Origin of the sequence: Pseudoclavibacter sp. VKM Ac-2888, from assembly GCF_015351285.1 — a bacterium.
Classification (GTDB): domain Bacteria; phylum Actinomycetota; class Actinomycetes; order Actinomycetales; family Microbacteriaceae; genus Pseudoclavibacter.
The window spans coordinates 715,285-738,123 of the sequence record NZ_JADKSM010000001.1; the positions used below are offsets into that span (position 1 = coordinate 715,285).

Genomic DNA, 22,839 nt, shown 5'->3' on the forward strand with positions numbered 1-22,839 from the left:
CCCTTCCCAGATTGAGTTGTGCACAACTCACTTGTGTGCAATGCTTTATCCATGCCGGTAACCGACGAGATGATCTGCTTCTCCCTCTACGCCGCAAGCCGCGCCACGACGCAGGCCTACCGCAAGCTGCTCGAGCCAGTTGGCATCACGTATCCGCAGTACCTCGTGCTCGTGATCCTCTGGAACGACGGCGAGCAATCGGTGAGCTCCCTCGGGGAGCTCCTGCAGCTCGACTCCGGCACCCTCTCACCGCTCCTGAAGCGCATGGCGGATGCAGGACTCATCACCCGCGAACGACGTCGAGGTGACGAACGAGTCGTCGTGGTCGCACTCGCCGAGCGCGGCACCGCATTGCGCGGACAGCTCTCGCACATCCCGGCCCGCATCGCCGCGGGGACCGGCCTCGACAGCCAGGAATCGGCGGCGGCGCTCCTGCGCACGCTGCAGCACCTGACTGAGACCATGCAAACCACCGCCGCACAGGCGGAATCACAAGGAAAGAAGGACTAGCTGTGGACGTGCTCTACACCGCGGAAGCGCTCTCGACCGGCCAGGGACGAGACGGTCGCGTCGTCACGAGCGACGGCACCGTCGACCTCACGATGGCCATCCCCAAGGAGATGGGCGGGCCAGGCGGCGGCGCGAACCCCGAGCAGCTCTTCGCCGCGGGATACGCGGCCTGCTTCCACTCGGCGCTGCACGCCGTCGCCAGAGGCAAGAAGGTCGACGTTCGAGACTCAAGCGTTGGCGGCCGCGTGCACATCGGGCCGAACGGCGAAGGCGGATTCCAGCTCGCCGTGCTGCTGGAAGTCGTGATCCCGAACCTGGGACATGACGAAGCACAGGCACTCGCCGACGCCGCCCACCAGGTCTGCCCCTACTCGAACGCCACCCGCGGCAACATCGACGTCACGATCACAGTCTCGGAGGACTGAACATGCGCACCATCACCCACTCCACTTTCGGAGAACCCCAGGACGTCCTGACCGTCGAGGATCACGAGCTTCCGCAGCCCGGCCCCGGCGAGGTGCGCCTGCGCATCCTGCTCTCCCCCATCCACAACCACGACCTCTGGACCGTGCGTGGAACCTACGGCTTCAAGCCGGAGCTGCCGGCGCGGGCCGGAACCGAGGCCGTCGGCATCGTCGACGCGCTCGGCGCCGAGGTCGATTCGCTGGCTGTCGGTCAGCGGGTCGCCACTGGCGGGTCGTTCGGCGCTTGGGCCGAGTACGTGACCACCCCGGCTGCAGGCCTTGTCCCCGTGCCGGATTCCGTCCCGGACGAAGCGGCCGCGCAGCTCGTCGCGATGCCCTTCAGCGCCATCAGCCTGCTCGAGTCGCTTGGCCTCGAGCGCGGCGACTGGCTTGTGCAGAACGCCGCGAATGGCGCGGTCGGCCGCATGATCGCGCAGCTCGGAGCCGCGCGAGGCGTGAACGTCGTCGGCCTCGTGCGCCGCGATGAGGGCGTCGAGGAGCTGCGCGAGCAGGGCATCGAGCGCATCGTCGCGACCAGCTCCGAGGGCTGGCGGGACCGGGTCGCCGAGATCACGGGCGGCGCACCCATCAAGGTCGGCATCGAGTCGGTGGGCGGCAAGTCCGCCGGCGAGGTGCTCTCGCTCCTCGCCGAGAACGGCGAGCTCGTCGTCTTCGGCGCCATGGCGTCCCCCACGCTCGAGCTGTCCTCCGGTGACGTCATCTTCAAGCAGGCCACGGTGCGCGGATTCTGGGGCAGCAAGGTCAGCCAGTCCATCGACGCCGGCCTCAAGCAGCGCCTGTTCGGGGAGCTGCTCCAGCACCTCGGATCTGGTCAGCTGACGGTTCCTGTAGCCGAGGTGTTCCCATTCGAGCAGATCACGGATGCGGTCGAGGCGAGCCTCACCTCCGGCCGTGTCGGCAAGGTGCTGCTCCGCCCGTAGCTCCCGCCGAGCCCCTGCCCCGTCCCACGAAGTGTGGGGCGGGGGCTCTCGTCGTCCGGACGCAGCTTCACTCTCCGGACTCATTCAAACGACGCAGGCATGCTTGAGCCATGTCGAAACTCTCACAGCTCCTCGCACCGAAGCTCCCGCCGGGGATGAGCATCCCGGAGCCCCTCGAACGGGCCTGGACGTGGATGGAGGCTCAGGGGTGGGGGTTCGAGAACAAGCACGGCTACTTCCTGACTCCGTACGCCGGAACGGCAGAGCTCGGCATCACCTTCTCACCCACCGAGACGCTCACCGGCTGGTTCGAGCCAGGAGAGAACGGACACGACCGACTGTTCCCCCTCGGCCAGACCGACGGAACCGGAGGCTTCGCGGCGCTCTGGCGAGACCCTTCCGACGAGGTGCGCGTGGTCGTCCTCGGCTCCGAGGGCGAGCGACTCTTCGTCGCTGACGACGCCGTCGACTTCCTCCGCCTCCTGGCCATCGGCTACCTGGAGCTGAACAGCTACTCCATCGGCGAAGCACCCATCGACGAAGACGCCGAATCGGTGGCTGCCCTCGCAGAGTTCCGCGCCTGGGTCGAGCAGGAGTTCGATGTCTCCGTGCCACCGGAGTGGTCGGTCCGCGAGCCGGACCCCTTCGACGCCTGGGTCGGTGAGGTCAAGGGCGAGGAGCTGGAAGTCCCGGCCGGGGGTCCCGCACCGGAGCCGGACACCACCCCGTTCGTCCTGCCGTCCGTGGACATCGGTGCGGTCGTCTCGGCCTGCAGGAAGCTGCTCCACGAACCGCGTATCGACGGCATCCGCTTCCGTCGACTCGATGGACTGCGGCTGACGACCGCAGCCTGGGGGCACGAGCTGGAGATCATCACGGGGCGGGAGCCAACCGGGCTCGACGAAGAGACGACCCTCGCCAGCCTGATGAGTGACGTGCGGTCCGCGTTCATCGCGGCATGGGGCGCCCCGCGGGCTGAAGCGCCAGCGAAGGACTCCTGGGTGGCAAACAAGCTGGTGGTGACGTCGATCGAGCACGTCGACCTCTGGCCAGTGGGCGACGACCTGTTCGTGGCGTTGTTCACGAGCGCAACAGAGGGCATGCAGATCGCCGCGGTCGTCTCGGCGTCCGCGGTCGACGAGCCCGCGAACTACTGACGCCCGATGTCCGAGCTCACCTACGCGGAGGTCGGCGCAACCGCCGAGAAGAGGCTGCCGAGCGGCTACCACCACGTCCGCGAGTCGCTCGTCATCGGGCACGGGCGCGGCACGTTCGAGCGGGCAGCCGCCGAGCTGCTCGAAGGACAGGCGCAGCGCCGAGCAGGAGCCGAGGTTCAGCTCTCCGATGTCCCGCTTCGCGAGGGCACGCGCGTGGTCATGCGGTTGCGCATGGGGCCGCTACGGTTCCGAATCCCCTGCCTCGTCGTCTGGGCCGAGCGCACCTCGACTTCCTGTGGCTTCGCATATGGGACGCTGCCCGGGCATCCGGAACGAGGTGAGGAACGGTTCGAGGTCCGCTTGACCGAAACGGATGAGGTCGTGTTCAGCATCGTCGCGTTCTCGGCTCCGGGTCGCTGGTTCACGCGCATCGGCGGTCCGATCGCCCGGCGCGTGCAGACGGGGATGACTCGGCGGTACCTCGAGGCGCTGAGGAGTCGCCCGTGACAGCATGGGGAGATGTCACGCACTCCGAAGGCGCTCACCCTCGCTGGCGCTGCACTCCTGCTCGGAGCGACCTCCGCGTGTTCAGCCGCAGCATCCACCTACGCCGACCTCGACGAGGCCCCGCAAGCTGACAAGGTTGTACCCGCCGACCTCCCCGAGTACGCCCTGGATGAGTTCGACGCCGACAGCGTTCGATGGGTCGGAGACTACGCCGGTACCGACCTCTGGTTGAGCGCCGGATCCGACGACCTCGCGGTCTGCCTGCTCGCCTACGCGAACGCTGACGACTGGGTCGGCGGATGCGCTGGGCCCGGCGGCACGATGACGACAGGTACCGGAGGCGGACCCACGTTCTTCGTCGTCCCGGACGGGCACGATGCGCCGAGCCACGCGACCCAGGTCTCGAACAACGTCTACGCGGTCGGAGGCTGAGACGAGAAACGCGCATCTTGCCACCTGACGAAGCCCGGACTCCTGCGAGAACGGCTGGTCTCTCCGGTCGCGGCGTCAGCGGCCCTCACTGATCCTGCGGAATCCCCAAGCGCTCCCTCACCTCCGGAAGGTGCCACGGAGTGCTCGCGATCTCGTCACGCAGCGTCTTCCGTGGTCTCCCCTTGCGGTTGACGAGCACCTCGAGGTCGATCGTCGTCGACTCGGTGATCGCGTCGATGACAGCGCCCACCCCGGCAAGCGACGCCATCCCCGAGTCGATCATGACGAGCAGTGGCGGCCCCTGGCGTTTCGACACCGCATTCGGGTCGGCACCGCCCGCGATGAGTCGGCCGACGAGCACCGCTTCCCTGTCGAGGTCGTGCTCTCGGTTCGAGAAGAGCAGGTGCAAGGCGTTGAGCCCCGACCCGATCATGACCGCGGCATCCGCGCCGTCGTCGAGGAGCCGTTCCGCGATGCCGACACGGGCGAGCAGATCGGCATTCAGCATCGCTCGAAGGAGCGGAGTGTCGCCGGTAGACAACGCGAACTTCGCCTCGACGGGGGTGTAATCCGTGAGGAAGTCGGCGAGCGATTCCTCCTCGGCGCGGTGTGCTCGATTCGGCATGATCTTCTCCTGAGCTGTCGCTGCCCATACAGGTCCGTGCCACCTTAACGAAGGCCGGACGGCAAGGACTGAGGGTGAGCCGACGATTCTTGAGCGCAGACAGACCCCTCGCCATGATGTTCCAACTTCTCTAGGCTCAGAGCATGCGCCGAAGTCCAGGAGCGAGTTCTCGACGAAGCGCCGGAGCACGTCCTCAGCTCTTGATCGCGTTGCTCGCGGCAGCAGTTGTGCTGGCCGGATGCTCGTCGGTGGCGCCCCCTGAGAATCAGGAAACAGACTCCGCGCCTCCGCCACCGTCCTCGCTCGCTCCCGCGGCCGACTCCGCCGAGTGGGCTTCCGAGACCTTCGGAACATTCGATGAGTACACGTCGAGCGGCACCGGCGAGCTGCGCGTCGAGCTGCCCGCCGAGGTCTCCAAGGCCCGTTCCGGCATCATCGACGTCGCCTATGACGGCAGCGCACCCCTGACGCTGTGGTCCGAGGACTCCGAGGGTGCTCTCGGGATGATCCTGCTCGACACGAGCATCGAGGGCTATACAGCAGACCCGACTTCCTTCGCCGGCCAGACGATGTGGTGGGCAGCGAACGAGCCGCCCTCGGCACTGCTCGTCGACGCCGACGGAGCCTGGGAGGTCACCGTTCGCCCCATCGACTCTGCGCCCCAGCTCCCCGAATCCGGGACGGGGTACGGCGCGTATCTCTACGACGGTCCGGGCGGCGCGTTCACGGGCGTGAAGCCGGACACCGGGGTCGGCATGTCGATCACGGAGTACCGCTCGGGCGCAGACGGCACCGGCGGTGGAGAGACACCGTACGAGGCAGTCAGCGAGCAGCGCAGGGATGCCGACTTCCGAGGAGAGCTCGCGGCCGGTCCTTCACTGATCTTCGTCTCCCAGCGGGGCGAGTGGGAACTCGACCTGCCCTGATCAGGACCAGCGACGAGCCGTCGAGCGCCTTGCTGGGATACGCCGTAGATTCCGGGCCTGTGCGGACTTCGCTGCTCGGTGTCCATTTCTGGAGCGTGGACTGGTGGATCACAACGCCACTGCTGGCGCTTCGGGGTGTCTTGCTGGCGTCGCCCTCGAACTGGCGACCACAACCGTCGTCTGTGTCGTGCACAATCGTGGACTCCGACCTTCGTCGCGATGCCCGTGGCCATCGGACTGGGTGGTGTGCCGCTCTTCGTCATCACGAGGACCGGACTCACGCCGGCGCGACCGGCGACCTCGATGGAGGCAGCTACTGCCCTGTGCTCGCACTAATGGCGGACCTTGGAGGAGTTGCTAGCTCTCCTGCACCGCCGCTCGATCATCTGCGGTCAAGTGAGCGCTGGGATGAGCACGCCGGCGCTCAAACTCGCGGGGGCCACGTGGGCAGTATCGCCGATAGGTTTGGGACATGTTCGAGTTCGTGCTGTTTTGTCTCCCCGCGGCGATCTACTTATTCGTTCAGTCGCGCGGTGAGAATCGGACGCTCGCTGCCGCACGCCTGCAACTCGGACTAACGTGGGGGTCGGCGAACGGCTATGCGTGGGCAGGTCTCCTCCTCTTCCCGCTGCTCTTCGCGGGTTGGCTGGCGATTGTCTCGGTGCCAGCTGAGGTCGTTGATGCCCCTGGCGTGTCAGTTGCTCGTCTCACTTCCCTGGGAGTCGCGCTCAGCGTCGTACTGCGCGCTTTCGGCGAGGAGATTCTTTTCCGCGGTCTTCTCGGAGGCGTCCTCTCGCGTCGACTCGGCTTCCAGAAAGGAAACCTGTTGCAGTCCCTAGTGTTCGTCGTGCCGCACCTCGGGATCCTGCTGGTCGATATCCGCGCCTGGCCTGTTATCCCGGCCCAATTTGCGGCCGCTTGGATTCTTGGCTGGTTGCGTGAGAAGACGGGGACCTTCGTGCCCGGGGCACTTGTGCATGCAGCGGCAAACGTGTGCGCAGGATTGCTGTTGAGCTGACACCTGTGCGCAGTAGGCATAAGCCCTGAGAGCGGTGGTGTCGTCAAGTACGCACAGAAACATCCGTCCTCGCCCGAGGAAGAGCGAACTTCGCTGGCACAATCCTCCTCACGTGCTCGCCGCGGTCGACCTCGTGCTCTCTTTCCGCTCTCACGTTCCATCACATCGTCGTCCCCGACTCTGGGCCCCCTTGTTCCCTTCTGTGCGTTGGATGCTCCCCGGTTGAGGCAGAGGCCGTCCTCGTCGCTCATGCGTGTTCACTGCTCAACATCCACCAATCCGCGAAAAGGCCTGAGGATGCCGTAAGCGTGGGCTTTTCTTTCGTCCGCCAGACAAGCGCGAGTGACTTCTCAAGCAGGCCCAGTGTCTCGCTTGTTCTCGAGGCCGGCAGGACCAACGAATCTGACTCACCTTGCATTCGGAAAGCCCGTCTGGCCTGGACAGAGCTGCTGCACAAGGACGTCCGGATGCGCGCACAACGGCCCCACGCAGGCGCTCGAATGTGTTGCCGGAGGTCGGTCGGCGTCCGGCGGCACTACCCGAGGAACGCTTGGATGATGAGCGCGATCGCCGCGCCGAGGATGCACAGTCCGATGACCCCGCCAGCAGTCCAGAGCCCGATCAGGACAGACCTGCTCAGCCCCGGCTTCAGACCGAGCTCCTGCCCGATCACTCTGATGCGAGCCCGTTCCTCCTCGGGGCTGAACGCCACCTCGAACCCACCAGGCGCGACGCCGAGCTGGATCACGCGACCGTACTTGACCCGACCCGACTGGTACGACATCGAGAAGCCGAGTCGAGGGACCATTCCTGACACCCCGGCGCTCCAGCTGATCCGACGCAGGGTGTCGTTGATGCTGAACTTCCCCGCGCGCTCGTTCACTCGAACGTTGTACGTGATGCTGTCGCGAACGTCGTTGACCGCAAGGATGCTCACCCACCGGGCATCAGCGAGTGCGAAGCCGACGTCAAAGCCGCCTCGTACTCGGACGACCGCGAAGGGCTTGTCGGCAAGTTCGGCTTCGACGAGCCCCGCGAAACGTTCGGTGATGTGCACCGGCTCAGCATAGGCCTGACGGCGTCACCGCACGGGGCAGCGCTGGGGTCCGTCAGAGCGTGATGATGAGGACCGTGATGACGGTGACGAGCAGCACCGCGGCGATGCCGGCTCCGCATCCGATCGCTGCGATCGCCCCGTACCCGAGCCGCGAGACGCGCGCTCCGGACAGTCGTGCGGCATCGAGGAACTGCGGACCTCCGCCCACATTCCACGAGTTGGCAGCCGAGATCTGGTTCCGGAGGGCTCCGACGTCGGCTGCGGCTCCCGCAACCGGTCGGTCGAGGACGGCCGCGACGGCCCCGGCCGTGCTGTACCCGAGCGCGCGAATCACGGCATCGGGGTCAGCGAGGAGCAGGTACTGCCGTCCGCCGACGGAGAGGCGGATCTTCTGCGCGGTCGACCTGACGCTCACCTCTGGCGCTGGCGCACGAACCACGACCGTCCACCCGTCTGGCGTGAGTGCCCAGAGCGTCACCCAACCGTCGCTGACCTCCACGTTTCCTGGCACGTACCCGTTTCCTGCCGGGTTGACGAGGGCGCCGGAGAATGTGGCTCGAATGAACGGCATCTGAGAGGTCATGCCCACATGTTAGTTACTGGGCACTCACAGCTGACAGTGCCCCGCGGCGAGCGCACCACGGTTCTGCTCCCGTGAACACGGGCACACGATGAGGCGAGCGATGCCCGGTTGAGCCCCTCGTGGTGCTGTTCGACTGGAGGGAAGACCAGGACGCCAAGATGGTGGACCCAAACCTCAGCGTGTACTCCGTCGAGAGCATCGCCTCCCAGACAAGCACGTTCCGCGCGGAGCTGCAGCAGAGCATCGCCGATGCGCAGGCTCGCCAAGTGAATGCGAGCGGGTCTGTCAGCGAAGGCATCGTCGACGCGGCCGGGCGCAGCAAGATGACCACCGTGCATGAGCTCGCGCACGTGTTCCAGAAAGCAGACGACACGCGTTACACGGACGACAGCGGCGGCTATCAACCACTTCTCCTCCGGGGCCTGTTCCAGGGCAGCAAAGAAGTCATGGCCGACTGCTATGCCCTTACCTACTACAACGAATGGACCCTGAGCGATGGGGTTACTGAAAGCGCCTACGGGTACATCTGCGGCGACAGTGAGCGTCAGGCGATCCGCGACTGGGCAGCCAGCATGGACGCGCCCCTCGGGTAGCGGGTGTGCCGCCTGCTTGAGGCTTCACCTCACTCGGCGTGATCCGCTGGAGAGCCGAGCGCCACGAGTGCTCTCGAAACCAGCGCATTCTTCGCGCTCGCTGGCGAGCGCTCCGGTGCCGGTGAAGACTGCGGACCGCGAACGCCCCCGCGCTTCGCCTGGCAAGCGTGGGAGCTCACAAGCCTGCGCGGGGGCGTTCTGCTCGGGGAAGACGCTCCTCGAACCCCTGAAGGAACGCGGCTAGCGCACGTAGTACACGTCGCCCGCGCTGATGCGCACGTTGTTGCCTGTGTTCGTATCGACAGTTCCGGTTGGGGCTGTGATGCGGGCGCTGAGACCGCCCTGCTGCCGCTCGGCGCTAATGTCGGCGATATTGAACGCGATCTGGATCATGAACTCCGATCCCGATGGGATAGGGCGATTGATGGTGAAGACCCGATTCATTGACCCACCGCTGGATCCGGAAGGGCCAGAGAACGTCAATGCTCCACCCGTCATAGTGGAGCTGTTGATACCAAGTGCCGCGGTACCGGACTGGAATGCGGAAATGTCGATGTACGCGCCTGAGGCGGGGTACACGACAATCGAAATGGTGAGTGTCGACCCCGCTGGCATCGTTTCCGGACCGTTATTGCGAACGTAGATGCGCGTGTTATAGGCGCTGTTGTCCTGGTAGATAGCCGAATTTGCCGACGTGCCGGTCGCTTCATACCGCAAAGGAGACTGATCGTACGGTTGCGTCGTGCTGCCTCCCGAGCTCACACGCGTGACCGTCGGATCCACGCGAGGCTCACGGGATGCGGAGGCAAGCGGAGAGGAGATAGCCGAGACCAGGATCGGCACGGACCAAGCCCCTGCTGTCACGATGTTGCGCCGGGAGAGATGCGTGCCTGAAGGCTGGTGCGCGGTTTCACGTGGGTTCATGCGGGAAAAGTAACAACGCGGGGGGCGCAGAAGTGCTTTTCGGCGCTGAGATGCGGAATTTCGTCGGTTGCGTGCGTTTTTGTGTCGCCAGCGGTCCGCTCGGGTGCCTGTTCACGACACCGAACCGCACTGACATCAACTCACGCGCCTCTGTCTACAGCTCTTCGGTGACGCACTCGCTCGAAGTCCCCACGGAACGACAAAGAAGCGTGCGGGACATTTTGCGCAGAAAATCGTCGCTTATCCGCAGTCAGGAGATCACCCGTCGCATTCCCGCGCGGATCTCCCCAGGATGAGCAGCAGTTCCGAATGCGCACGTGCCGCTCTCACGCGAGCCGCGTCCCCCACGACTCGAGAAAAGCGAGAGAACACATGACAGGTGATGCAAAAGACCATGGCCGGCGCAGAATTCTGCGCGGGGCGGCATGGAGCCTCCCCGTGCTGGCAACAGCAACGGCAGTTCCAGTCGCGGCGGCATCGACGTGCACGACGGCCAGCCAGGTCTTCAGCACCGCCGGACAGCTGACCACCTTCACAGTGCCCGCTGGGGCGAGGTACGTCGATTTCGTTGTGCGGGGTGCCGGGGGCGGTGCGGGCTCCACCGTCGCTGGCGGCCAGGGGGCGAATTCCAGTGGGCGCATCACGCTGCCCACCAACGCCACTGTCGCGCAGCGTACCTTCGGGATCGTGGTCGGGCAGGGCGGCGAGGTGAAAACAGACGGCACCACGGCCGCCGGCGGAACTGGGTACGGCAGTGGGGGAAACTCGACGCCCGGCCCCCGCGACAACCCTGGTGGCCCTGCGGGTGCCGGTGGTGGCGGCAGCGCACTCCTGCTCGGAGCGCTCGGTGGAACTCCGCTCGTGGTCTCCGGCGGAGGAGGCGGTTCTGCCGTACGAGAGACCGTTCAAGGCTCGACGCAGCAGACGACCGTGTATCAGGCACCGGACGCGACGACTGGATTCAACTACGGGACAGCGAACGCCGGTAGCTCCGCCCCCAACGGACGTGTCGGCGCGGTCGGCAGCGTGAACTCCACCGCTCCGGGACTCGCGGTGAACCCTGCCACCGCCGCGGATGGCCCTGTCGGCGGCACGCGCGGTGGCACGGCCCAGTATCGGGTCGCCAATGGCAACTGGGGACCGCCGACCAGGGTCGAGGGGTCGAACGGTCAGAACTTCGGGCTTGGCTCCAACGGCGGCGGCAATGGCGGCAACGGTGCCGCCCGGTTGAACAACGGCGGGGGCTCCTTCGCCGCTTCCGCCGGTGGCGGGGGCGGCGGCTACGCAGGGGGCGGAGGCGGAGGAATGGTCGGGTCGCAGTTCACCGGCACCACCCGTCTCACCATCTCCACCGGCACTGGAGCCGCTGGCTCTTCGTACCGCGCGGCGACTGCCCTCGGCACTCCCATCAGCAACTACGTGCTTGCACCTTCCGGTCTCCTGTCGGGGGCCGCTCGTGGGCACGCGGGCTACATCTCACTGAGCTGGTGCGTCTGAGGAGGCAGGGCGAGCAACCGCACGCGACAGGGTCCGAAAACCTCCCGTCCAACATGGTGTGGTGCGCCCACGAGCCCGGTCTTGTGGGCAACCTCAGTCGGGGAGTTCGGCGAGTGCGCGTCGCAGGCCCCGAGCGGACGCGAACCCCGACCTCGAGGCGACGACCGATGCGGCGAGGGAGGGCTCCTGTTGCCAGATGCTGCGCGCGATGACCGCCCGGCTTCGTCTGATGGCGGAGACGACAGTGTCGCCTTCCTGGTTGTAGCGAACCTGCAGCTTGCGCGTCGAGACCTTGAACCGATCTGCGAGAGAGACGGGGGTGAGGCTGGCGTCAGCAGCATGCAGACGGATGTGCCTCAAGGAGGCCAGGTAGAGGTCGGGCTCCTGCAGGTGAGCCATGCGCGCCAGCAGGCCTCGGGCGAGGGTTGCGGCAGCGTGTTCAATCGTGTCCGCGGTCGCTTTGGACACTGGCGTGGGTGCCTGCGAGAGGCCGTAGCAGGCTGTGAAGACGAACGTGTTGAGCGTTGGGTCGACGAGCCGCGTGATGCCTTCCAAGGGAGAAGCAGAATCGCCGCGCCCGGCAACCGGCAAGTCGATGCTGAACAGGATGACCTCGGTCCGCTCACCCGCAGCGATGAGCTCGATGGTTGAGCTCCCCGGGGCGACGGCAGACACCTCCCCGCGGGCGAGCGGCACCGTCTGCCCGTCCAACCCGACGTGGACCTGACCGGCGTTCGCGAAGACGAACAATGTCCGCGACTCGATCGACGTTCCCATCCGGTGCACTTGGTAGCTCGATGCCGGGACGCTCGCCCACGCACAGATGAAGGATGGGCCTCGGAGCGCTGAGATGCTGTAGCTCTCGGCATGTTCCGTGTTGACCAGCGTGATGCCGGTGCTGTTGAGTAACGCGGCAAAGTGAACGCTGTCTTTGGATTCCCGAGCCTGGAGACGGGCATACCCGAGTGGGGATGATTGGGGCACGTGGAACTCGTTTCGCTCTCTTGTGCAGAGTCCAGCACGCGAGCAGATTCCTCAGGCCGCCCTGGCGCAGGATAGAACCTCGCTGTCGCGGGATCGACGGCCAAGGTCTCCACCCCAGACCGGCACTGGAAAGTGAATCACCAGGTGATGCGCGTTCCGTTGCTTCCCCCAGCTCGATCCGCAGGTGCTCCTCCATCCCCGAGCGCCACGGGTTACATCGGAAGCACGTTGAAAGCCTCGCGGTGTCGTGCACCCGGATGCGCGCGGCTTCCATCGATTCGCACCCCAGGACCTGTCTCTCAGCAACCTGCGAGGGCCCCGACTCTCACCGCCGAAGCGTGCGCGATCACCGGCAACCGACGTGCTCTTCTGCCAACCGCTCAGGGCTAGGTCTACTGCTCGTCCACCGGGTTCCTGGAGTCTCTGACGATCGCCCATCGGGTGATCCCGACTGCGAGGAAGAACGGCACGGCGCAGAGGGCGAAAACCAGGACCTTCATCCACCAGGCTTCGACGAGCGGCACGAGAAAGATGACTGCCAGCACGGAAACCAAAGCCACAGCACGGAATATCCCGGCGCGGCGCCCGTTCAAGAAGAGGCCCATTCCGTGGCGTTCCGGGACTCTCTCCCAGGCGTCGACTCCGGCCCTCCAGACGATGCCTGACGAGTCGGTACGCTCTGTCCCCACCGGCACTGAAGAGCGAAGTGGCAGGTCTGGGACCGCGTTCTCATCCCCCGCCTCGAGATCCATGCTTCGACGGTACAGGTCGGATGCCCGAAGCGAACGCGGGTGCGCCCATGAGTGTTCCCCCTCGGGGGCAATGGATATGTGTGCGCCGCTGTCACGGCCGGTCACGGGGTGTCCCAGAACTCGAGTCAGACTCCGGGCGAGTCCCCAGCGGAACGGGCAGAACTTCCCTGGCGACGGATCGCTGGGCGCCGATATGGTCGTGGCACCAAAACAGAGCGGAGTGAGGAGACACCATGGGTTCCACAACGAAGAAGATTGTCGGCGGGGTCGTTGGAGCGATCATGCTCGCCGCTGGCGCAGTCACCGCCGCGGCGCCCGCGCAGGCCGGAGTCGCATACGCCTACGTGACGGGCCCCTCGTTCCAGCTGTGCGAGCACTACGCCGACCGCTACATGGCCCGCCAGGGCGGCAACGGCTATGACGCCGCGTTCAGAACGACCTGCGCCAAGAGCGGCAATGTGTGGAAGTCCAAGGTCACGCTGTCCTATTAGTCGACAAGATCACGACCGCGCCGCTGCCTCTCATCTGTCGAGCCAGCGGCGCTCTCGTGTGGAGTACCCCGGGGCCCTGGTCGTCCGGGGCGCACTCTTCTGGGGCGTGAAGTCGATGTCAGGTTCCTTGACCGAAGACACGTTCCCGCTGGGAACCATCGCTGCGCTACGGAAGTCGACGGAAACGCAGATGGCCCTGACCAGGGATACGCAGTGGTGGGCCCTGCCGGGATCGAACCGACGACATCCACGGTGTAAACGTGGAAGCGACTGGTGAGCATCGGCAAGCGTCCGCTACTAAAGCGCTGGTCATGGCGACTTTCGCTGAGTCTGGGCGTGGTGGTTCACTCGCCCATTCTTGCCGATAATCACCCAGGGTTTCCGACCTCCACCGGAATCTCACCGGAACGTTCCGGCGCGGTGCTTCCCACGGTTCTCGCGATCAGTGGCCACAGTTTGCCGATGCTGTCTCTTCGCCGCACTCACCCGTCGACGGCTTGAGCGGCCCCGCATAGGGGTGCATGAGCACTCACGACCCGCACCCGTCCCTCATGGCCTGCATCGATCTGGAGACCACCGGTCTCGACGAACAGACCGGCCTCGTCCTCGAAGTCGCCGCCCGCGTCGTCACGAACGACCTCTCCCCCGTCGACGACGGGATCTCCCTCGTCATCGCCCAGCAGAGCCCCGGGGATTCGATCCTCCCCGTCTTCCCATGGCGGGACCGCATGAACGACTTCGTCGTGGACATGCACGCCAAGAGCGGCCTCATCGCCGACGTCGACCGAGCCAGCCTGCCCGTCGCAGACGTGGACGCGCGCATCGCCGCCTACCTCGAGTCGCACTCAGGCGAAGTTCCACTGCTCCTTGTCGGCAACTCAATCACCCTCGACCGCAACTTCCTGCGCGAGCACCTCCCGCTGACCTTCGCGAAGCTCCATCACCGCAGCGTCGACCTCACCAGCGTCGAGTTGTTCCTCGCCCGCTACAGCGGCCTCGACATCAAACGGGTCGCACCATCCACGGGCCACCGCGCGATGGACGACGTCAACGCGTGCCTGGCGACCGGTCGGAGCATCGGCGACACCATCCAGACCGTACTCACAGCGGCGGACCGCTCATGACACCGAGCGACACCCGTCCGAGCGAGGCCGCGACTCAAAGCTCCTCCACTCCCCCTGCCGCTGCTCCCCTGCCAGCGTCAGAGTCGAAGTACGTGGCCGTCCGCGTCGGCCCGCAGACCACATCCGACGGGTGCGTGCGCATCGACCGAGCGCCCCGTCCCGCGGCCCACCGGACGGGCACCGCAGACTGGAACCAGCCATGAACGACCCCTATCTCCTGAATGGTGAGCACCCCGCCGACCGCGTCCTCCAGCAGGTGCAGGGAGTGCCCGCGCAGCACGTTGCGAAGGTCCTCCACGTCCTCGCCGACCTCACGCACCAGAAGCACATGCTCAGCCCGGCAATTCTGACCCTCGGCTCGCCGGACGCGTTGAGCGAGGCGGACGTGTCGCGTCCGCACGCGCTCGGCCGGTACTTCCACGGCCTCGGCGACGAACTCGACCGGCACTCACCTCCGACCGAAAGGCGCTTCCGCATCCTCATCACGGGCTCCCGAGACTGGGCGGACCGAGAGCTCATCGCAGCCGCCATCGACCAGGCGTGCGCCCGTCTGAATGGCCGTGATCTACCCGTAGTCCTCGTCCACGGCGGATGCCCGACCGGAGCGGATCTCATCGCTGACGGGATTGCCTACGAGCGCGAGTGGGACGTGGAACGCCACGCCGCGCGATGGAAGCGCGACGGCGGCAAGCGAGCCGGTCCCGTCCGAAACCAGCGCATGGCTGCCCTCGGGGCGAACGTGTGCCTCGCATTCCCGCGTCCGGGATCCCGCGGCACCCAGTCCGCGATCGCGGCCGCGCAGAAGCACTGGATCCTCACCTACGTCACTACCGAAGCGGATGGCGTGAACTGGTGATCTAAGTCGATACGGCGTGTCGCTCTTGACTTACAGGCCCAGCGGGAGCCTGGACGTACAGTTGGACTGATCGAAGTTCCGTTCGATGGAGGGCTAGATGAAGTACTTCTTCTGTAATCTCTGTTCCAACTCCGCTGGCGTCACCGAAACTCGCAAGATCACCCCACACGACTTAGCACCGGACGTGCGCTGTCCAGCAACAGGCGGCTTCACGCCGGATCCGCTCTTCGACAGCGCGGAAGCAGCCATTGAAACCCAGGCGCGAGCCACTGCAACTCGCGCCGAGGCCACTGGATACGGTTCCGACGTGGACTTGTCCGAATTGGCCGAGACGCTCACACCCGAGCAGCGGGCACTCTTGGAGTTCCAGCCGTGGTCTCCCCCGGTGAAGCCAAGCGCAGACCTCCGGTTCGAGTACTTGCCACGACGACTCTTCCCCTCGAATCGTGAGTACCTCGCGCACTGCCGTGAAGTCATCGACTCGCGAAACTCACAACACGCTGCAGTCGTGGGTTCGGGGGCCCGAGTCGTCGTCAGCGGAACGAGCGTTCGGACCCTCTCAGGTGGTTTGCCGGGCCTAGGGCGTAGGCGGTAGATCTGAGCGTCTGGCGTTGACGCTTTCGACGTTTGAGGCGGGCAAGTCCGCCCGCCACACAGGCGGCCGAGGGCAACACCGCAACGGGAGGCAGCGCAGCATCGATCCTGCGCTGCCTCCCGTTGCGGTGCGGAGGTGGCTGGTCGAATTAGGCGTTCACCTCCGTCCCGGCCGGCGCGGTCAGGACGCCCGCGATCGCGGTGATGATGTTCTCGCGGTTGCCTTCCAGCCATGAGTCGACGACGTCTTCGCCGGCGGACTTGGACTTGGATGCGGACCAGGCCGTGTTCTCGGCGGTCGGGGTGGAGTACTTGATGAACTCGACCGTGGAGAGGACTGGTTCCTTGCCGACGGGCAGCTTGATCGTGCCGTCGTCGCTGCGCACGGCCGAGGCGAGGTGGGCGGTGGTCGCCTCGTCAGTGACGCGCTTGCGAGTCAGGACGAGCTCGGGCTTGTGCTCAAGGAGCAGCGCCATCGCCTCGTGGATGCGCTCGGCGTCGATCTCCTGATAGTCGTCGACGCTTTCGGCGTCGTTCTCCAGCGCCCAGCTCAGGTGGCCGGCAGCGTCGTCGATGGATGCCTTCGCGGTGCCCGGGGACTTGTACGAGAGGCCGCCGAGAGGCGTCTCGAGGGTGCTGGCTTCTTTGAGAGCCTTGTTGTACGCCGTCTTCGTCTTGTAGTCGGACTCGACGATGCGGGACCGGCGCAGGCGCATGGCCAGCAGCGCCTTGCTGCGGTCGGCCGCGATCGGGCCCTGGAGGAGCTTGACGAGCGTCTCCTGGACGGTGACGCGACGTGCCGCCTCCTGCCCCTCCTGAATGGCGATTTCGGTTGCGCGGGCGACCTCGATGGGGTTCGGTGCCGGCGCGGCGGTGACGGGAGTGGACTCTGTGGTGGCCGTAGCCTCTGCTGTGCTCATGGCAGGTCTATGCGGGGACCGCCAACCGAGCCACCCCGGAGACTCGCTGGATCGAGCCCTTGCCGAGCGGGTTCTCGAGAACGGGCGCGGACCAGTGCGGCGTGATGAGGTACTCGGCGCCGATCTTGCCGCGGTGCGCGGAGTGCGGAATCTCGAACCGGTCGATGCGATGGCCTCGGTAGAGCTCTGCGACATCTGGATGCTCGTCGTACGTCAGCGCCCACGGTGCCGGACACCGATCAAGCGCCGTCGCGAGCCGTCGGTGCAGGCCCGCGTCCATCCCCTCGGCATAGAGCCGGTTTCCAACGCCCACGTATGGCGGATCGGCGAACACGAACACCTCGTGCTCGATGCCGGACCCGGGCAACTCCTCGATCCGGGAGATGCCGTCGTGGCCCTGCAGGATGAGCCGGCGCGAGCGTCCGAGGCCCGCGATCACGCGCAGCCGGTCGGCGAGCCGGTCGGGGCGCGCAAACCGTGCGTTCCCGAGCCACTGCCCGGTCTGCGCTCTCCCGCCCATGGGGCCAACGTTGCCAAGCACCATGCCGGAACGAGAGCACCGGTTCAGCACGAACGCGGCATACCCGAGCTCGTCGACGGGAACGGACTCCCCTGCCAGCGATGCGGAGACGAGGTCGCGGCTGCGCCAGAACAGGTCGAGCGTCACCGTGGTCCGTTCGACGCGGTCGGCGAGGTCGTCGCTCTCGAGCGCGCACGTCCAGAACGCGTGCAGGGCGGGATTGAGCTCACACGCCCACACCTCAGGGACGCCGTGGTCGAGCAGCGCCGTTAGCGCAGCTCCTAGGCCCCCGCCGAACGGTTCGATCCAGACCTCGATGTCGAGCATGGACGGGCTCGAGAGCATCCGATCCGCGAGCCAGGACGTCATGCGGGCCTTGCCGCCGGGGTAGCGGAGCGGGCTGGCGTATCGGGTGGTCATGACCGTTCTATGCGGGGGTGAACAAGGTGACCGCGGGGCCCCGGCGCGTCCCCGCATAGGGAAGGAGTCAGCTCGTCCTAGCCTGGAAGGCACGCATGTCTCTCTCCTCCACTCTCCGCACAGCGACCGCCGGAGCGTTCCTCGCCCTCATCGCCTCTACCGCCGTCGCATCCCCCGCGTTGGCTGCACCCGTGGCGACGCAGGCTCCGATCACGCTGGACGTGGCGAAGAGCAACGTCGCGCCGCTGGTCGATGCTGGCTTCGCGTCCGAGGTGGACGGCGCCTGGTACGTGGACGGTGCCGCGGTTGCCGCGGCCGCTGAGGGGCTTCGGACGGTGAACTCGTCGCAGACGGGCTATGACCGCGACCTGTTCAAGCACTGGTCCGACCCGGACGGCAACGGATGCGACGCTCGCAACGACATGCTCCAGCGCGACCTCATCAACGTCGTCCTCCGCGACGGCAGCGACTGCATCGTCGAGCGCGGCACCCTCAACGACCCGTACACGGGCGAGGCGATCCCATTCACTCGCGGCGCCGCGACGTCGGGAGCTGTCCAGATTGACCACATCATCCCGCTCGCCGCCGCGTGGACCGGGGGTGCGAACGAGTGGGACGCAGCCAAGCGCGAGGCCTTCGCGAACGACCCGATGAACCTGCAGGCTGCCGAGGGCCGGGCCAACTCGGCCAAGGGCATGCGGCTCGCCTCTGAGTGGATGCCGACCAACACCGCCTTCCACTGCACGTACCTGGCCCAGATGACGAACGTCCTCAAGAAGTACGACCTCGCGATCACCCCCATCGACCAGGACGCGATCATCAATGGCGGCACCATCAACGGCGTCACGTTCGCCGGGGTGAGCTCGTGTGCCCTGCCGACGGGCGCGGTCGTGACTGCGCCATCGGCCACGCCCGTCGAGACGGTCGAGGTCACCGCGGCCCCGGAAGCCACGAACTCGACCGTGCCCGCCGGGACGGAGACGCCCGGGGCTGTGGCGCCCGCCGATGCGAGCGCCACCCAGGAGCCAGGAGCAGGCTCCCCCTCCCTTGCAACGACCGGTGCTTCCGCGCTGCCGTGGACGCTTGGGCTCGCCGGTGTCGCCCTCGCTGCTCTCGCCGCAGCTGTCCTCCAGCACCGCAGGAAGGCATAGACCGCCGGGCTCTCAGCCATCCCGAACCCCGCCATGCACCGAGCGTGGCGGGGTTCGTCGTCGTCCCCGCATAGGTGAGCACGCCCTCACCGATCGGAGCCCGCCATGACCGCAACCGCCCACACCATCCCCGCCGCAACGAGCATGATCCAGCTGGTCCCCGTCATCGAGCGCGGCCCCAGCCTCGACCGCGGGCACACCGAGTCGGTCCGAACGATGCGCGGCATCCTCGTCGGCCTCGCCATCGTGGTCCCGTTCTGGGGCGCCGTCATCGCAGGCGCGGCCCTTCTGCTGAGCTGACTCTCAGACGCACGACAAGCGGCCCCGGTGCACGTGCCTCGAGGCCGCTTCGTCGTGCGTGGACACTACTCGGTGGATGCGTCTTCCGTCGGCTGCGCGGCGACCGTGAACGAGCCGCCATCGGCGGGGTCGAAGACGAGGCCGTGCTCGGTGGCAAGGTCTTCCACCTCCTGCTGTGCCATGTGAGCTTCGACCGCGGCGCTCCCTCGAATTTCCCACACAGCTTCGACGGTCGACGCTCGGCGTTCCTGCGCCGACTGCCACTGGGCCACCTTGCCGTTCATCTCGTCACGGTCCTCTGGGTCGAGCTGGTCGAGAACGCGTCCGCGGTACTTGTCGAGGTGCTGGTGCGCGTAGCGCTGCTCTGACGGCAGGTCCTCGAACCCCGTGTCCCGGTGGATCGCGGCGGTCTTCACGGTCCAGTTGGACGGACTTGTGGATGCGGGGTTGAACACGTCGATCTTGGTCGACTCGAGCTCGTTCAGGTCGGCGTACCCGTACTCGCCGTCGCCTTGCCCGATGATGCGGGCGTAGCCGAACACCTGGCGGGTCTCGGGGTCGTATTCGCAGACCCAGTAGTCGTAGCCGGGGCCGGAGTAGTGGGCGACGAACTGCTTCCCGCCGAGCCCGGACCCCTGCCCTTCTGTGCCGTAGAGGCCGGGCCATTCGGCGGCGCTGGCCGGGACGAAGTCGTGATCGCGCACGTCCCGGTTCGTGCCAGGCCACGCGGCGGACGGGGCTGGGGCGGGTGGGGTGTGGTCCTGGAAGCCGAACTGGCCTCCCGCTGTGCCGTTGCCGCGGGCGGCTTCCCGGCGTGCTTCTGCTGCGGTCGTCATACCGAGCTACTCCTCTTATATGCGTGAAACTTCGGTCGGTTGTTCAGTGGGATCGGGCGGCGACGTTGTCGGGATGCCAGCGGTGCGCGCGCCATGCCTTCCGGTGCTCGGGCATCCTCGACAGCACCTGGTCGTGCCAGAGCTTCGGGAACAGCATCTGCAGTTCCGTCTTCTCGCCCATCTCGCACGTCGGCGCTCGGTCGCAGACCATGCATTCGCCGAGACCAAAGCCGCGGTTGGTGGCGAGGACAGAGACGTACATGCCAGTGAATCCGACAGCGAACAGCACGACGGGGACGCCCACGGCCGCGGTGACGCCGATCCAGAACGACGGCCAGTCCAGAGTTGCGATGAGCTCAGGCATCGAACAGGGTGACGCTGGTCGGGTCAGAGCTGGGACCCCACAGGGGCATCTTCCCGAACGTGCCGGTCGATGCCGGCAGGCCCTTCGAGGTGCGCTGCGGGTCGATCCCGTAGGTGGCGGCGTCGCGGGCGAGCTTCGACATCTGTCGCAGGTTCGCGTCGTTCGTCTTAGCGTTCAGGTCATGGAGCCCCTGCTCGGCGAACTCCACCAACTCATTGATCTCCTCGGTGTCGCCGCCGGTCGCGTAGTCGTAGATGACCTCGCCGTATCGGTCGAAGATGCGGTTGACAACGGTGTTCTCGTGCTCCTCCTCGAACGCGTCCACGTCGCGAGTGTGGATTTCCACGTGGCCCACCTGGTCGAGACGATAGTCGTCGGCGTAGGCGGCGAGGTCCTGCCGGAAGAGGTCGATGGTGGCGTGCGCTTGGGCGCGAGCTCCGTCCATCGCCTCGAAGTAGAGGTCCTTCGCCTTCTCGACGGAGAGGTCCGCCTGCGAGACGCCCAGCTGGTACTCGCGGTTGAAGTCCGCCGACATCGCCTGATGCTCCATTGCGGACAACGCGATCTCGGCGTGCTCACGCAGCCGGTCCCGGTCGGCCTCGAGGGTGGTGAGCCTGTTCAGCTCCGCCTTCGTGAGCTTCCGGCGCTTCTCGGCCGCGGCGTCTTTGATCTGCTCGATGTCGTCGTCGAGCTTCTCCACGAGGTCGACGTGGTCCTTGTCGAAGATCGCGTAGTCCTGGACTCGCACGACGTCCGGGTCTTCCACGAGCTCGTCGAACCGGCCGATGCGGTCGGCGAAGGTCACGTCCGCGCGGACGGCCGTCGGGAACAGCGCCAGGAGCTGCTTGCCGGCGTAGACCTTGCCGGTGGCGATGAGGTTGTCGCGAGCTTTCGTGTACGCCGCGATCTGCTCGTCCATCTGCTTCACCCGATCGACCGGCAGGAACGTGCCGGGTGTGGAGTGGGTCTGGTGGCCGAACTGGCCGGCGGATGCGACGCCGTTTCCTCGGGCGGCTTCGCGTCGAGCGGTTGCAGTCGTCATAGGTGTCGCCTCCGGAGTCGGGTGTTCGTCACCGGCACTGTGTGCGGCGACGACTCGATACCTCTTCTATGCGGGTGAAGGCGAATCGCGTCAGCCGCACGAATGTGGCCTTGACGAGGCGGCGACCTGGCCAAGACGATCCGGGGACGGCAGGCGCGAACCTCGCGGCTCGGGGTGTGCGTAAGCCGTTCGACTTATGCAACCGGCATCCGGGTCAACGGCGATCACGGGATTGCTCGACCCACGGTGTGCGTAAGACCTGTGCGTTGAGAGTCGCAGTCAAGGGGCTTCTTGAGTCACACTAGAGCGTGACTTCGCTCAAAATCGGGTACGCCCGCGTCTCAACCCTCGATCAAGACCTCACCGCGCAGACGGACGCACTCACTCGTCTCGGAGTCTCCGAGGACCGCATGTACCTCGATCACGGAATGACCGGAGCCAACCGATCGCGACCCGGCCTCGAGAAAGCTCTCGCCGTGTGTCGGTCGGGAGACGTGCTCGTGGTCACCAAGCTCGACCGCCTGGCAAGGTCTGTCAGAGATGCGAGCGACATCGTCGACGAGCTCATGGCCAAAGAGGTCACGCTGAGCATCGGCGGGGCCATCTACGATCCGACCGACCCGGTCGGCCGGCTCATGTTCAACGTGCTCTCCATGGTCGCCGAGTTCGAACGCGACCTGATCCGGCAGCGCACACGCGAGGGACTCGCCGTCGCGAAAGCGAAGGGCAGGCTCAAGGGAAAGCAGCCGAAGCTCTCCACGTCGAAACAGCGCCACCTGGTCGAACTCCACGGCGAGGGCCGCATGAGCATCGGCGAGATCGCTTCACTGTTTGACGTGTCGAGGGCTACGGTCTATCGCACCGTGAAGCGCGCGGACGCCGCATCAGTCACTACCGACGCCCAGGCCTAAGCCGCGCGCGGCACCACACCTGCGAGCGAACGGAGGGCGACGGCGCTGGCCTCGTTGACGTCGCGGATCCAGTTGGTGATGAACTGCAGGATGCTCGCGCGGTGCGCCGGGGTGAGGACACCACCGGGTCGGGACACGTCACCGTCGACGTGAATGCTGGAGTCGCTGCGGGAGGTGGCAGTGACGTGAAGGACGGGCGTGAAGCCCCACGCGGATTCCACGAACCGGGTGAGGTCGGTCGTGAGGAGCCTCGTGAGGGTGTCACCGGGGCTGGCGGTTGTTCGGGGTGTAGCGGCGGTGCGGGTCACGGGTGGCTCCTTCGGCCAGGGGTTGGTGTGTA

Annotated in this window: 28 protein-coding genes; 16 read left to right on the plus strand and 12 right to left on the minus strand. The window is 66.3% G+C overall.

Annotated features, from left to right (window positions below):
* The first annotated feature begins 51 nt into the window (after positions 1–51).
* From ITJ61_RS03405 to ITJ61_RS03430, 6 genes are all read left to right on the plus strand, one after another.
* Positions 52–510 (plus strand): MarR family winged helix-turn-helix transcriptional regulator, encoded by a 459-nt coding sequence (locus tag ITJ61_RS03405; RefSeq protein ID WP_181059309.1) that lies wholly within the window; start codon positions 52–54, stop codon positions 508–510.
* 2 nt (positions 511–512) lie between these two features.
* Entirely contained in the window at positions 513–935 is a 423-nt protein-coding gene (locus tag ITJ61_RS03410) for an organic hydroperoxide resistance protein (RefSeq protein ID WP_104241389.1), read from the plus strand.
* Positions 936–937: 2 nt separating this feature from the next.
* A complete protein-coding gene (locus ITJ61_RS03415; protein ID WP_104306846.1) occupies positions 938–1,915 on the plus strand; it encodes a zinc-binding dehydrogenase in 978 nt (325 codons plus the stop codon).
* Positions 1,916–2,025: 110 nt separating this feature from the next.
* On the plus strand, positions 2,026–3,072 hold the full coding sequence (locus tag ITJ61_RS03420; protein ID WP_194685436.1) for a hypothetical protein: 1,047 nt from the start codon (positions 2,026–2,028) through the stop codon (positions 3,070–3,072).
* 6 nt (positions 3,073–3,078) lie between these two features.
* Entirely contained in the window at positions 3,079–3,579 is a 501-nt protein-coding gene (locus ITJ61_RS03425; protein ID WP_194685437.1) for a DUF1990 family protein, read from the plus strand.
* Between the two features lie 12 nt (positions 3,580–3,591).
* Positions 3,592–4,011, plus strand: coding sequence for a hypothetical protein (locus tag ITJ61_RS03430; protein ID WP_194685438.1), 420 nt, complete (start codon positions 3,592–3,594; stop codon positions 4,009–4,011).
* Positions 4,012–4,096: 85 nt separating this feature from the next.
* On the opposite strand, the gene ITJ61_RS03435 is transcribed toward ITJ61_RS03430, so the two are convergent.
* Complete coding sequence (locus ITJ61_RS03435) at positions 4,097–4,636, minus strand: hypothetical protein (RefSeq protein WP_194685439.1); 540 nt, start codon at positions 4,634–4,636, stop codon at positions 4,097–4,099.
* A 200-nt stretch (positions 4,637–4,836) separates the two neighbouring features.
* Here ITJ61_RS03435 and ITJ61_RS03440 point away from each other — a divergent pair, with 200 nt between their 5' ends.
* Both ITJ61_RS03440 and ITJ61_RS03445 read left to right on the plus strand, forming a co-directional pair.
* A complete protein-coding gene (locus ITJ61_RS03440; RefSeq protein ID WP_104340982.1) occupies positions 4,837–5,562 on the plus strand; it encodes a hypothetical protein in 726 nt (241 codons plus the stop codon).
* 472 nt (positions 5,563–6,034) lie between these two features.
* A complete protein-coding gene (locus ITJ61_RS03445) occupies positions 6,035–6,580 on the plus strand; it encodes a CPBP family intramembrane glutamic endopeptidase (RefSeq protein WP_194685440.1) in 546 nt (181 codons plus the stop codon).
* A gap of 535 nt (positions 6,581–7,115) precedes the next feature.
* On the opposite strand, the gene ITJ61_RS03450 is transcribed toward ITJ61_RS03445, so the two are convergent.
* Together ITJ61_RS03450 and ITJ61_RS03455 are read right to left on the minus strand one after the other, a co-directional pair.
* On the minus strand, positions 7,116–7,637 hold the full coding sequence (locus tag ITJ61_RS03450) for a hypothetical protein (protein ID WP_194685441.1): 522 nt from the start codon (positions 7,635–7,637) through the stop codon (positions 7,116–7,118).
* A 52-nt stretch (positions 7,638–7,689) separates the two neighbouring features.
* A complete protein-coding gene (locus tag ITJ61_RS03455; RefSeq protein ID WP_194685442.1) occupies positions 7,690–8,220 on the minus strand; it encodes a hypothetical protein in 531 nt (176 codons plus the stop codon).
* 119 nt (positions 8,221–8,339) lie between these two features.
* Between ITJ61_RS03455 and ITJ61_RS03460 the strand changes: the two genes are divergently transcribed.
* Positions 8,340–8,813, plus strand: a complete 474-nt coding sequence (locus ITJ61_RS03460) for a hypothetical protein (RefSeq protein ID WP_194685443.1) — start codon at positions 8,340–8,342, stop codon at positions 8,811–8,813.
* A gap of 240 nt (positions 8,814–9,053) precedes the next feature.
* Here the strand turns inward: ITJ61_RS03460 and ITJ61_RS03465 are convergent, their stop codons facing one another.
* A complete protein-coding gene (locus tag ITJ61_RS03465; RefSeq protein WP_146081001.1) occupies positions 9,054–9,737 on the minus strand; it encodes a hypothetical protein in 684 nt (227 codons plus the stop codon).
* Positions 9,738–10,175: 438 nt separating this feature from the next.
* On the opposite strand from ITJ61_RS03465, the gene ITJ61_RS03470 reads away from it, so the two are divergent.
* A complete protein-coding gene (locus tag ITJ61_RS03470) occupies positions 10,176–11,234 on the plus strand; it encodes a hypothetical protein (protein WP_104241400.1) in 1,059 nt (352 codons plus the stop codon).
* Positions 11,235–11,327: 93 nt separating this feature from the next.
* On the opposite strand, the gene ITJ61_RS03475 is transcribed toward ITJ61_RS03470, so the two are convergent.
* On the minus strand, positions 11,328–12,011 hold the full coding sequence (locus ITJ61_RS03475) for a hypothetical protein (protein ID WP_104241401.1): 684 nt from the start codon (positions 12,009–12,011) through the stop codon (positions 11,328–11,330).
* Between the two features lie 599 nt (positions 12,012–12,610).
* Entirely contained in the window at positions 12,611–12,970 is a 360-nt protein-coding gene (locus ITJ61_RS03480) for a hypothetical protein (protein WP_194685444.1), read from the minus strand.
* Positions 12,971–13,203: 233 nt separating this feature from the next.
* Here ITJ61_RS03480 and ITJ61_RS03485 point away from each other — a divergent pair, with 233 nt between their 5' ends.
* From ITJ61_RS03485 to ITJ61_RS03495, 3 genes are all read left to right on the plus strand, one after another.
* Positions 13,204–13,461, plus strand: a complete 258-nt coding sequence (locus tag ITJ61_RS03485) for a hypothetical protein (RefSeq protein WP_104306854.1) — start codon at positions 13,204–13,206, stop codon at positions 13,459–13,461.
* 521 nt (positions 13,462–13,982) lie between these two features.
* The gene (locus ITJ61_RS03490) at positions 13,983–14,585 is read left to right on the plus strand and encodes an exonuclease domain-containing protein (protein ID WP_194685445.1); all 603 of its coding nucleotides are present in this window, start codon (positions 13,983–13,985) and stop codon (positions 14,583–14,585) included.
* Positions 14,586–14,784: 199 nt separating this feature from the next.
* Entirely contained in the window at positions 14,785–15,441 is a 657-nt protein-coding gene (locus tag ITJ61_RS03495) for a DUF2493 domain-containing protein (protein ID WP_228496595.1), read from the plus strand.
* Positions 15,442–16,184: 743 nt separating this feature from the next.
* On the opposite strand, the gene ITJ61_RS03500 is transcribed toward ITJ61_RS03495, so the two are convergent.
* Complete coding sequence (locus ITJ61_RS03500) at positions 16,185–16,955, minus strand: hypothetical protein (RefSeq protein WP_194685446.1); 771 nt, start codon at positions 16,953–16,955, stop codon at positions 16,185–16,187.
* Positions 16,956–16,962: 7 nt separating this feature from the next.
* A complete protein-coding gene (locus tag ITJ61_RS03505) occupies positions 16,963–17,895 on the minus strand; it encodes a DNA adenine methylase (RefSeq protein WP_194685447.1) in 933 nt (310 codons plus the stop codon).
* A 95-nt stretch (positions 17,896–17,990) separates the two neighbouring features.
* Here ITJ61_RS03505 and ITJ61_RS03510 point away from each other — a divergent pair, with 95 nt between their 5' ends.
* The gene (locus tag ITJ61_RS03510; RefSeq protein WP_194685448.1) at positions 17,991–19,046 is read left to right on the plus strand and encodes an HNH endonuclease family protein; all 1,056 of its coding nucleotides are present in this window, start codon (positions 17,991–17,993) and stop codon (positions 19,044–19,046) included.
* Between the two features lie 105 nt (positions 19,047–19,151).
* Positions 19,152–19,346, plus strand: coding sequence for a hypothetical protein (locus tag ITJ61_RS03515; protein WP_194685449.1), 195 nt, complete (start codon positions 19,152–19,154; stop codon positions 19,344–19,346).
* A 65-nt stretch (positions 19,347–19,411) separates the two neighbouring features.
* On the opposite strand, the gene ITJ61_RS03520 is transcribed toward ITJ61_RS03515, so the two are convergent.
* From ITJ61_RS03520 to ITJ61_RS03530, 3 genes are read right to left on the minus strand one after another with little or no spacing between them, the layout of a single operon-like run.
* Positions 19,412–20,182, minus strand: a complete 771-nt coding sequence (locus ITJ61_RS03520) for a hypothetical protein (RefSeq protein ID WP_194685450.1) — start codon at positions 20,180–20,182, stop codon at positions 19,412–19,414.
* A 43-nt stretch (positions 20,183–20,225) separates the two neighbouring features.
* Complete coding sequence (locus tag ITJ61_RS03525) at positions 20,226–20,546, minus strand: hypothetical protein (RefSeq protein ID WP_194685451.1); 321 nt, start codon at positions 20,544–20,546, stop codon at positions 20,226–20,228.
* Entirely contained in the window at positions 20,539–21,588 is a 1,050-nt protein-coding gene (locus ITJ61_RS03530) for a hypothetical protein (protein WP_194685452.1), read from the minus strand. The genes ITJ61_RS03525 and ITJ61_RS03530 overlap by 8 nt, the downstream gene beginning before the upstream one ends.
* 308 nt (positions 21,589–21,896) lie before the next feature.
* On the opposite strand from ITJ61_RS03530, the gene ITJ61_RS03535 reads away from it, so the two are divergent.
* Positions 21,897–22,499, plus strand: coding sequence for a recombinase family protein (locus ITJ61_RS03535; RefSeq protein ID WP_194685453.1), 603 nt, complete (start codon positions 21,897–21,899; stop codon positions 22,497–22,499).
* Here ITJ61_RS03535 and ITJ61_RS03540 read toward each other — a convergent pair.
* Entirely contained in the window at positions 22,496–22,807 is a 312-nt protein-coding gene (locus ITJ61_RS03540) for a hypothetical protein (RefSeq protein WP_194685454.1), read from the minus strand. The genes ITJ61_RS03535 and ITJ61_RS03540 overlap by 4 nt on opposite strands.
* Between the last annotated feature and the right edge of the window lie 32 nt (positions 22,808–22,839).

Coding starts and splice junctions, on each gene's coding strand:
- ITJ61_RS03405 (WP_181059309.1), top strand. CDS start 52: ATGCCGGTAACCGACGAGATGATCTGCTTCTCCCTCTACGCCGCAAGC.
- ITJ61_RS03415 (WP_104306846.1), top strand. CDS start 938: ATGCGCACCATCACCCACTCCACTTTCGGAGAACCCCAGGACGTCCTG.
- ITJ61_RS03420 (WP_194685436.1), top strand. CDS start 2,026: ATGTCGAAACTCTCACAGCTCCTCGCACCGAAGCTCCCGCCGGGGATG.
- ITJ61_RS03425 (WP_194685437.1), top strand. CDS start 3,079: ATGTCCGAGCTCACCTACGCGGAGGTCGGCGCAACCGCCGAGAAGAGG.
- ITJ61_RS03430 (WP_194685438.1), top strand. CDS start 3,592: ATGTCACGCACTCCGAAGGCGCTCACCCTCGCTGGCGCTGCACTCCTG.
- ITJ61_RS03435 (WP_194685439.1), bottom strand. CDS start 4,636: ATGCCGAATCGAGCACACCGCGCCGAGGAGGAATCGCTCGCCGACTTC.
- ITJ61_RS03445 (WP_194685440.1), top strand. CDS start 6,035: ATGTTCGAGTTCGTGCTGTTTTGTCTCCCCGCGGCGATCTACTTATTC.
- ITJ61_RS03455 (WP_194685442.1), bottom strand. CDS start 8,220: ATGACCTCTCAGATGCCGTTCATTCGAGCCACATTCTCCGGCGCCCTC.
- ITJ61_RS03465 (WP_146081001.1), bottom strand. CDS start 9,737: ATGAACCCACGTGAAACCGCGCACCAGCCTTCAGGCACGCATCTCTCC.
- ITJ61_RS03475 (WP_104241401.1), bottom strand. CDS start 12,011: ATGGGAACGTCGATCGAGTCGCGGACATTGTTCGTCTTCGCGAACGCC.
- ITJ61_RS03480 (WP_194685444.1), bottom strand. CDS start 12,970: ATGGATCTCGAGGCGGGGGATGAGAACGCGGTCCCAGACCTGCCACTT.
- ITJ61_RS03485 (WP_104306854.1), top strand. CDS start 13,204: ATGGGTTCCACAACGAAGAAGATTGTCGGCGGGGTCGTTGGAGCGATC.
- ITJ61_RS03490 (WP_194685445.1), top strand. CDS start 13,983: ATGAGCACTCACGACCCGCACCCGTCCCTCATGGCCTGCATCGATCTG.
- ITJ61_RS03495 (WP_228496595.1), top strand. CDS start 14,785: ATGAACGACCCCTATCTCCTGAATGGTGAGCACCCCGCCGACCGCGTC.
- ITJ61_RS03500 (WP_194685446.1), bottom strand. CDS start 16,955: ATGAGCACAGCAGAGGCTACGGCCACCACAGAGTCCACTCCCGTCACC.
- ITJ61_RS03505 (WP_194685447.1), bottom strand. CDS start 17,895: ATGACCACCCGATACGCCAGCCCGCTCCGCTACCCCGGCGGCAAGGCC.
- ITJ61_RS03510 (WP_194685448.1), top strand. CDS start 17,991: ATGTCTCTCTCCTCCACTCTCCGCACAGCGACCGCCGGAGCGTTCCTC.
- ITJ61_RS03515 (WP_194685449.1), top strand. CDS start 19,152: ATGACCGCAACCGCCCACACCATCCCCGCCGCAACGAGCATGATCCAG.
- ITJ61_RS03520 (WP_194685450.1), bottom strand. CDS start 20,182: ATGACGACCGCAGCAGAAGCACGCCGGGAAGCCGCCCGCGGCAACGGC.
- ITJ61_RS03525 (WP_194685451.1), bottom strand. CDS start 20,546: ATGCCTGAGCTCATCGCAACTCTGGACTGGCCGTCGTTCTGGATCGGC.
- ITJ61_RS03530 (WP_194685452.1), bottom strand. CDS start 21,588: ATGACGACTGCAACCGCTCGACGCGAAGCCGCCCGAGGAAACGGCGTC.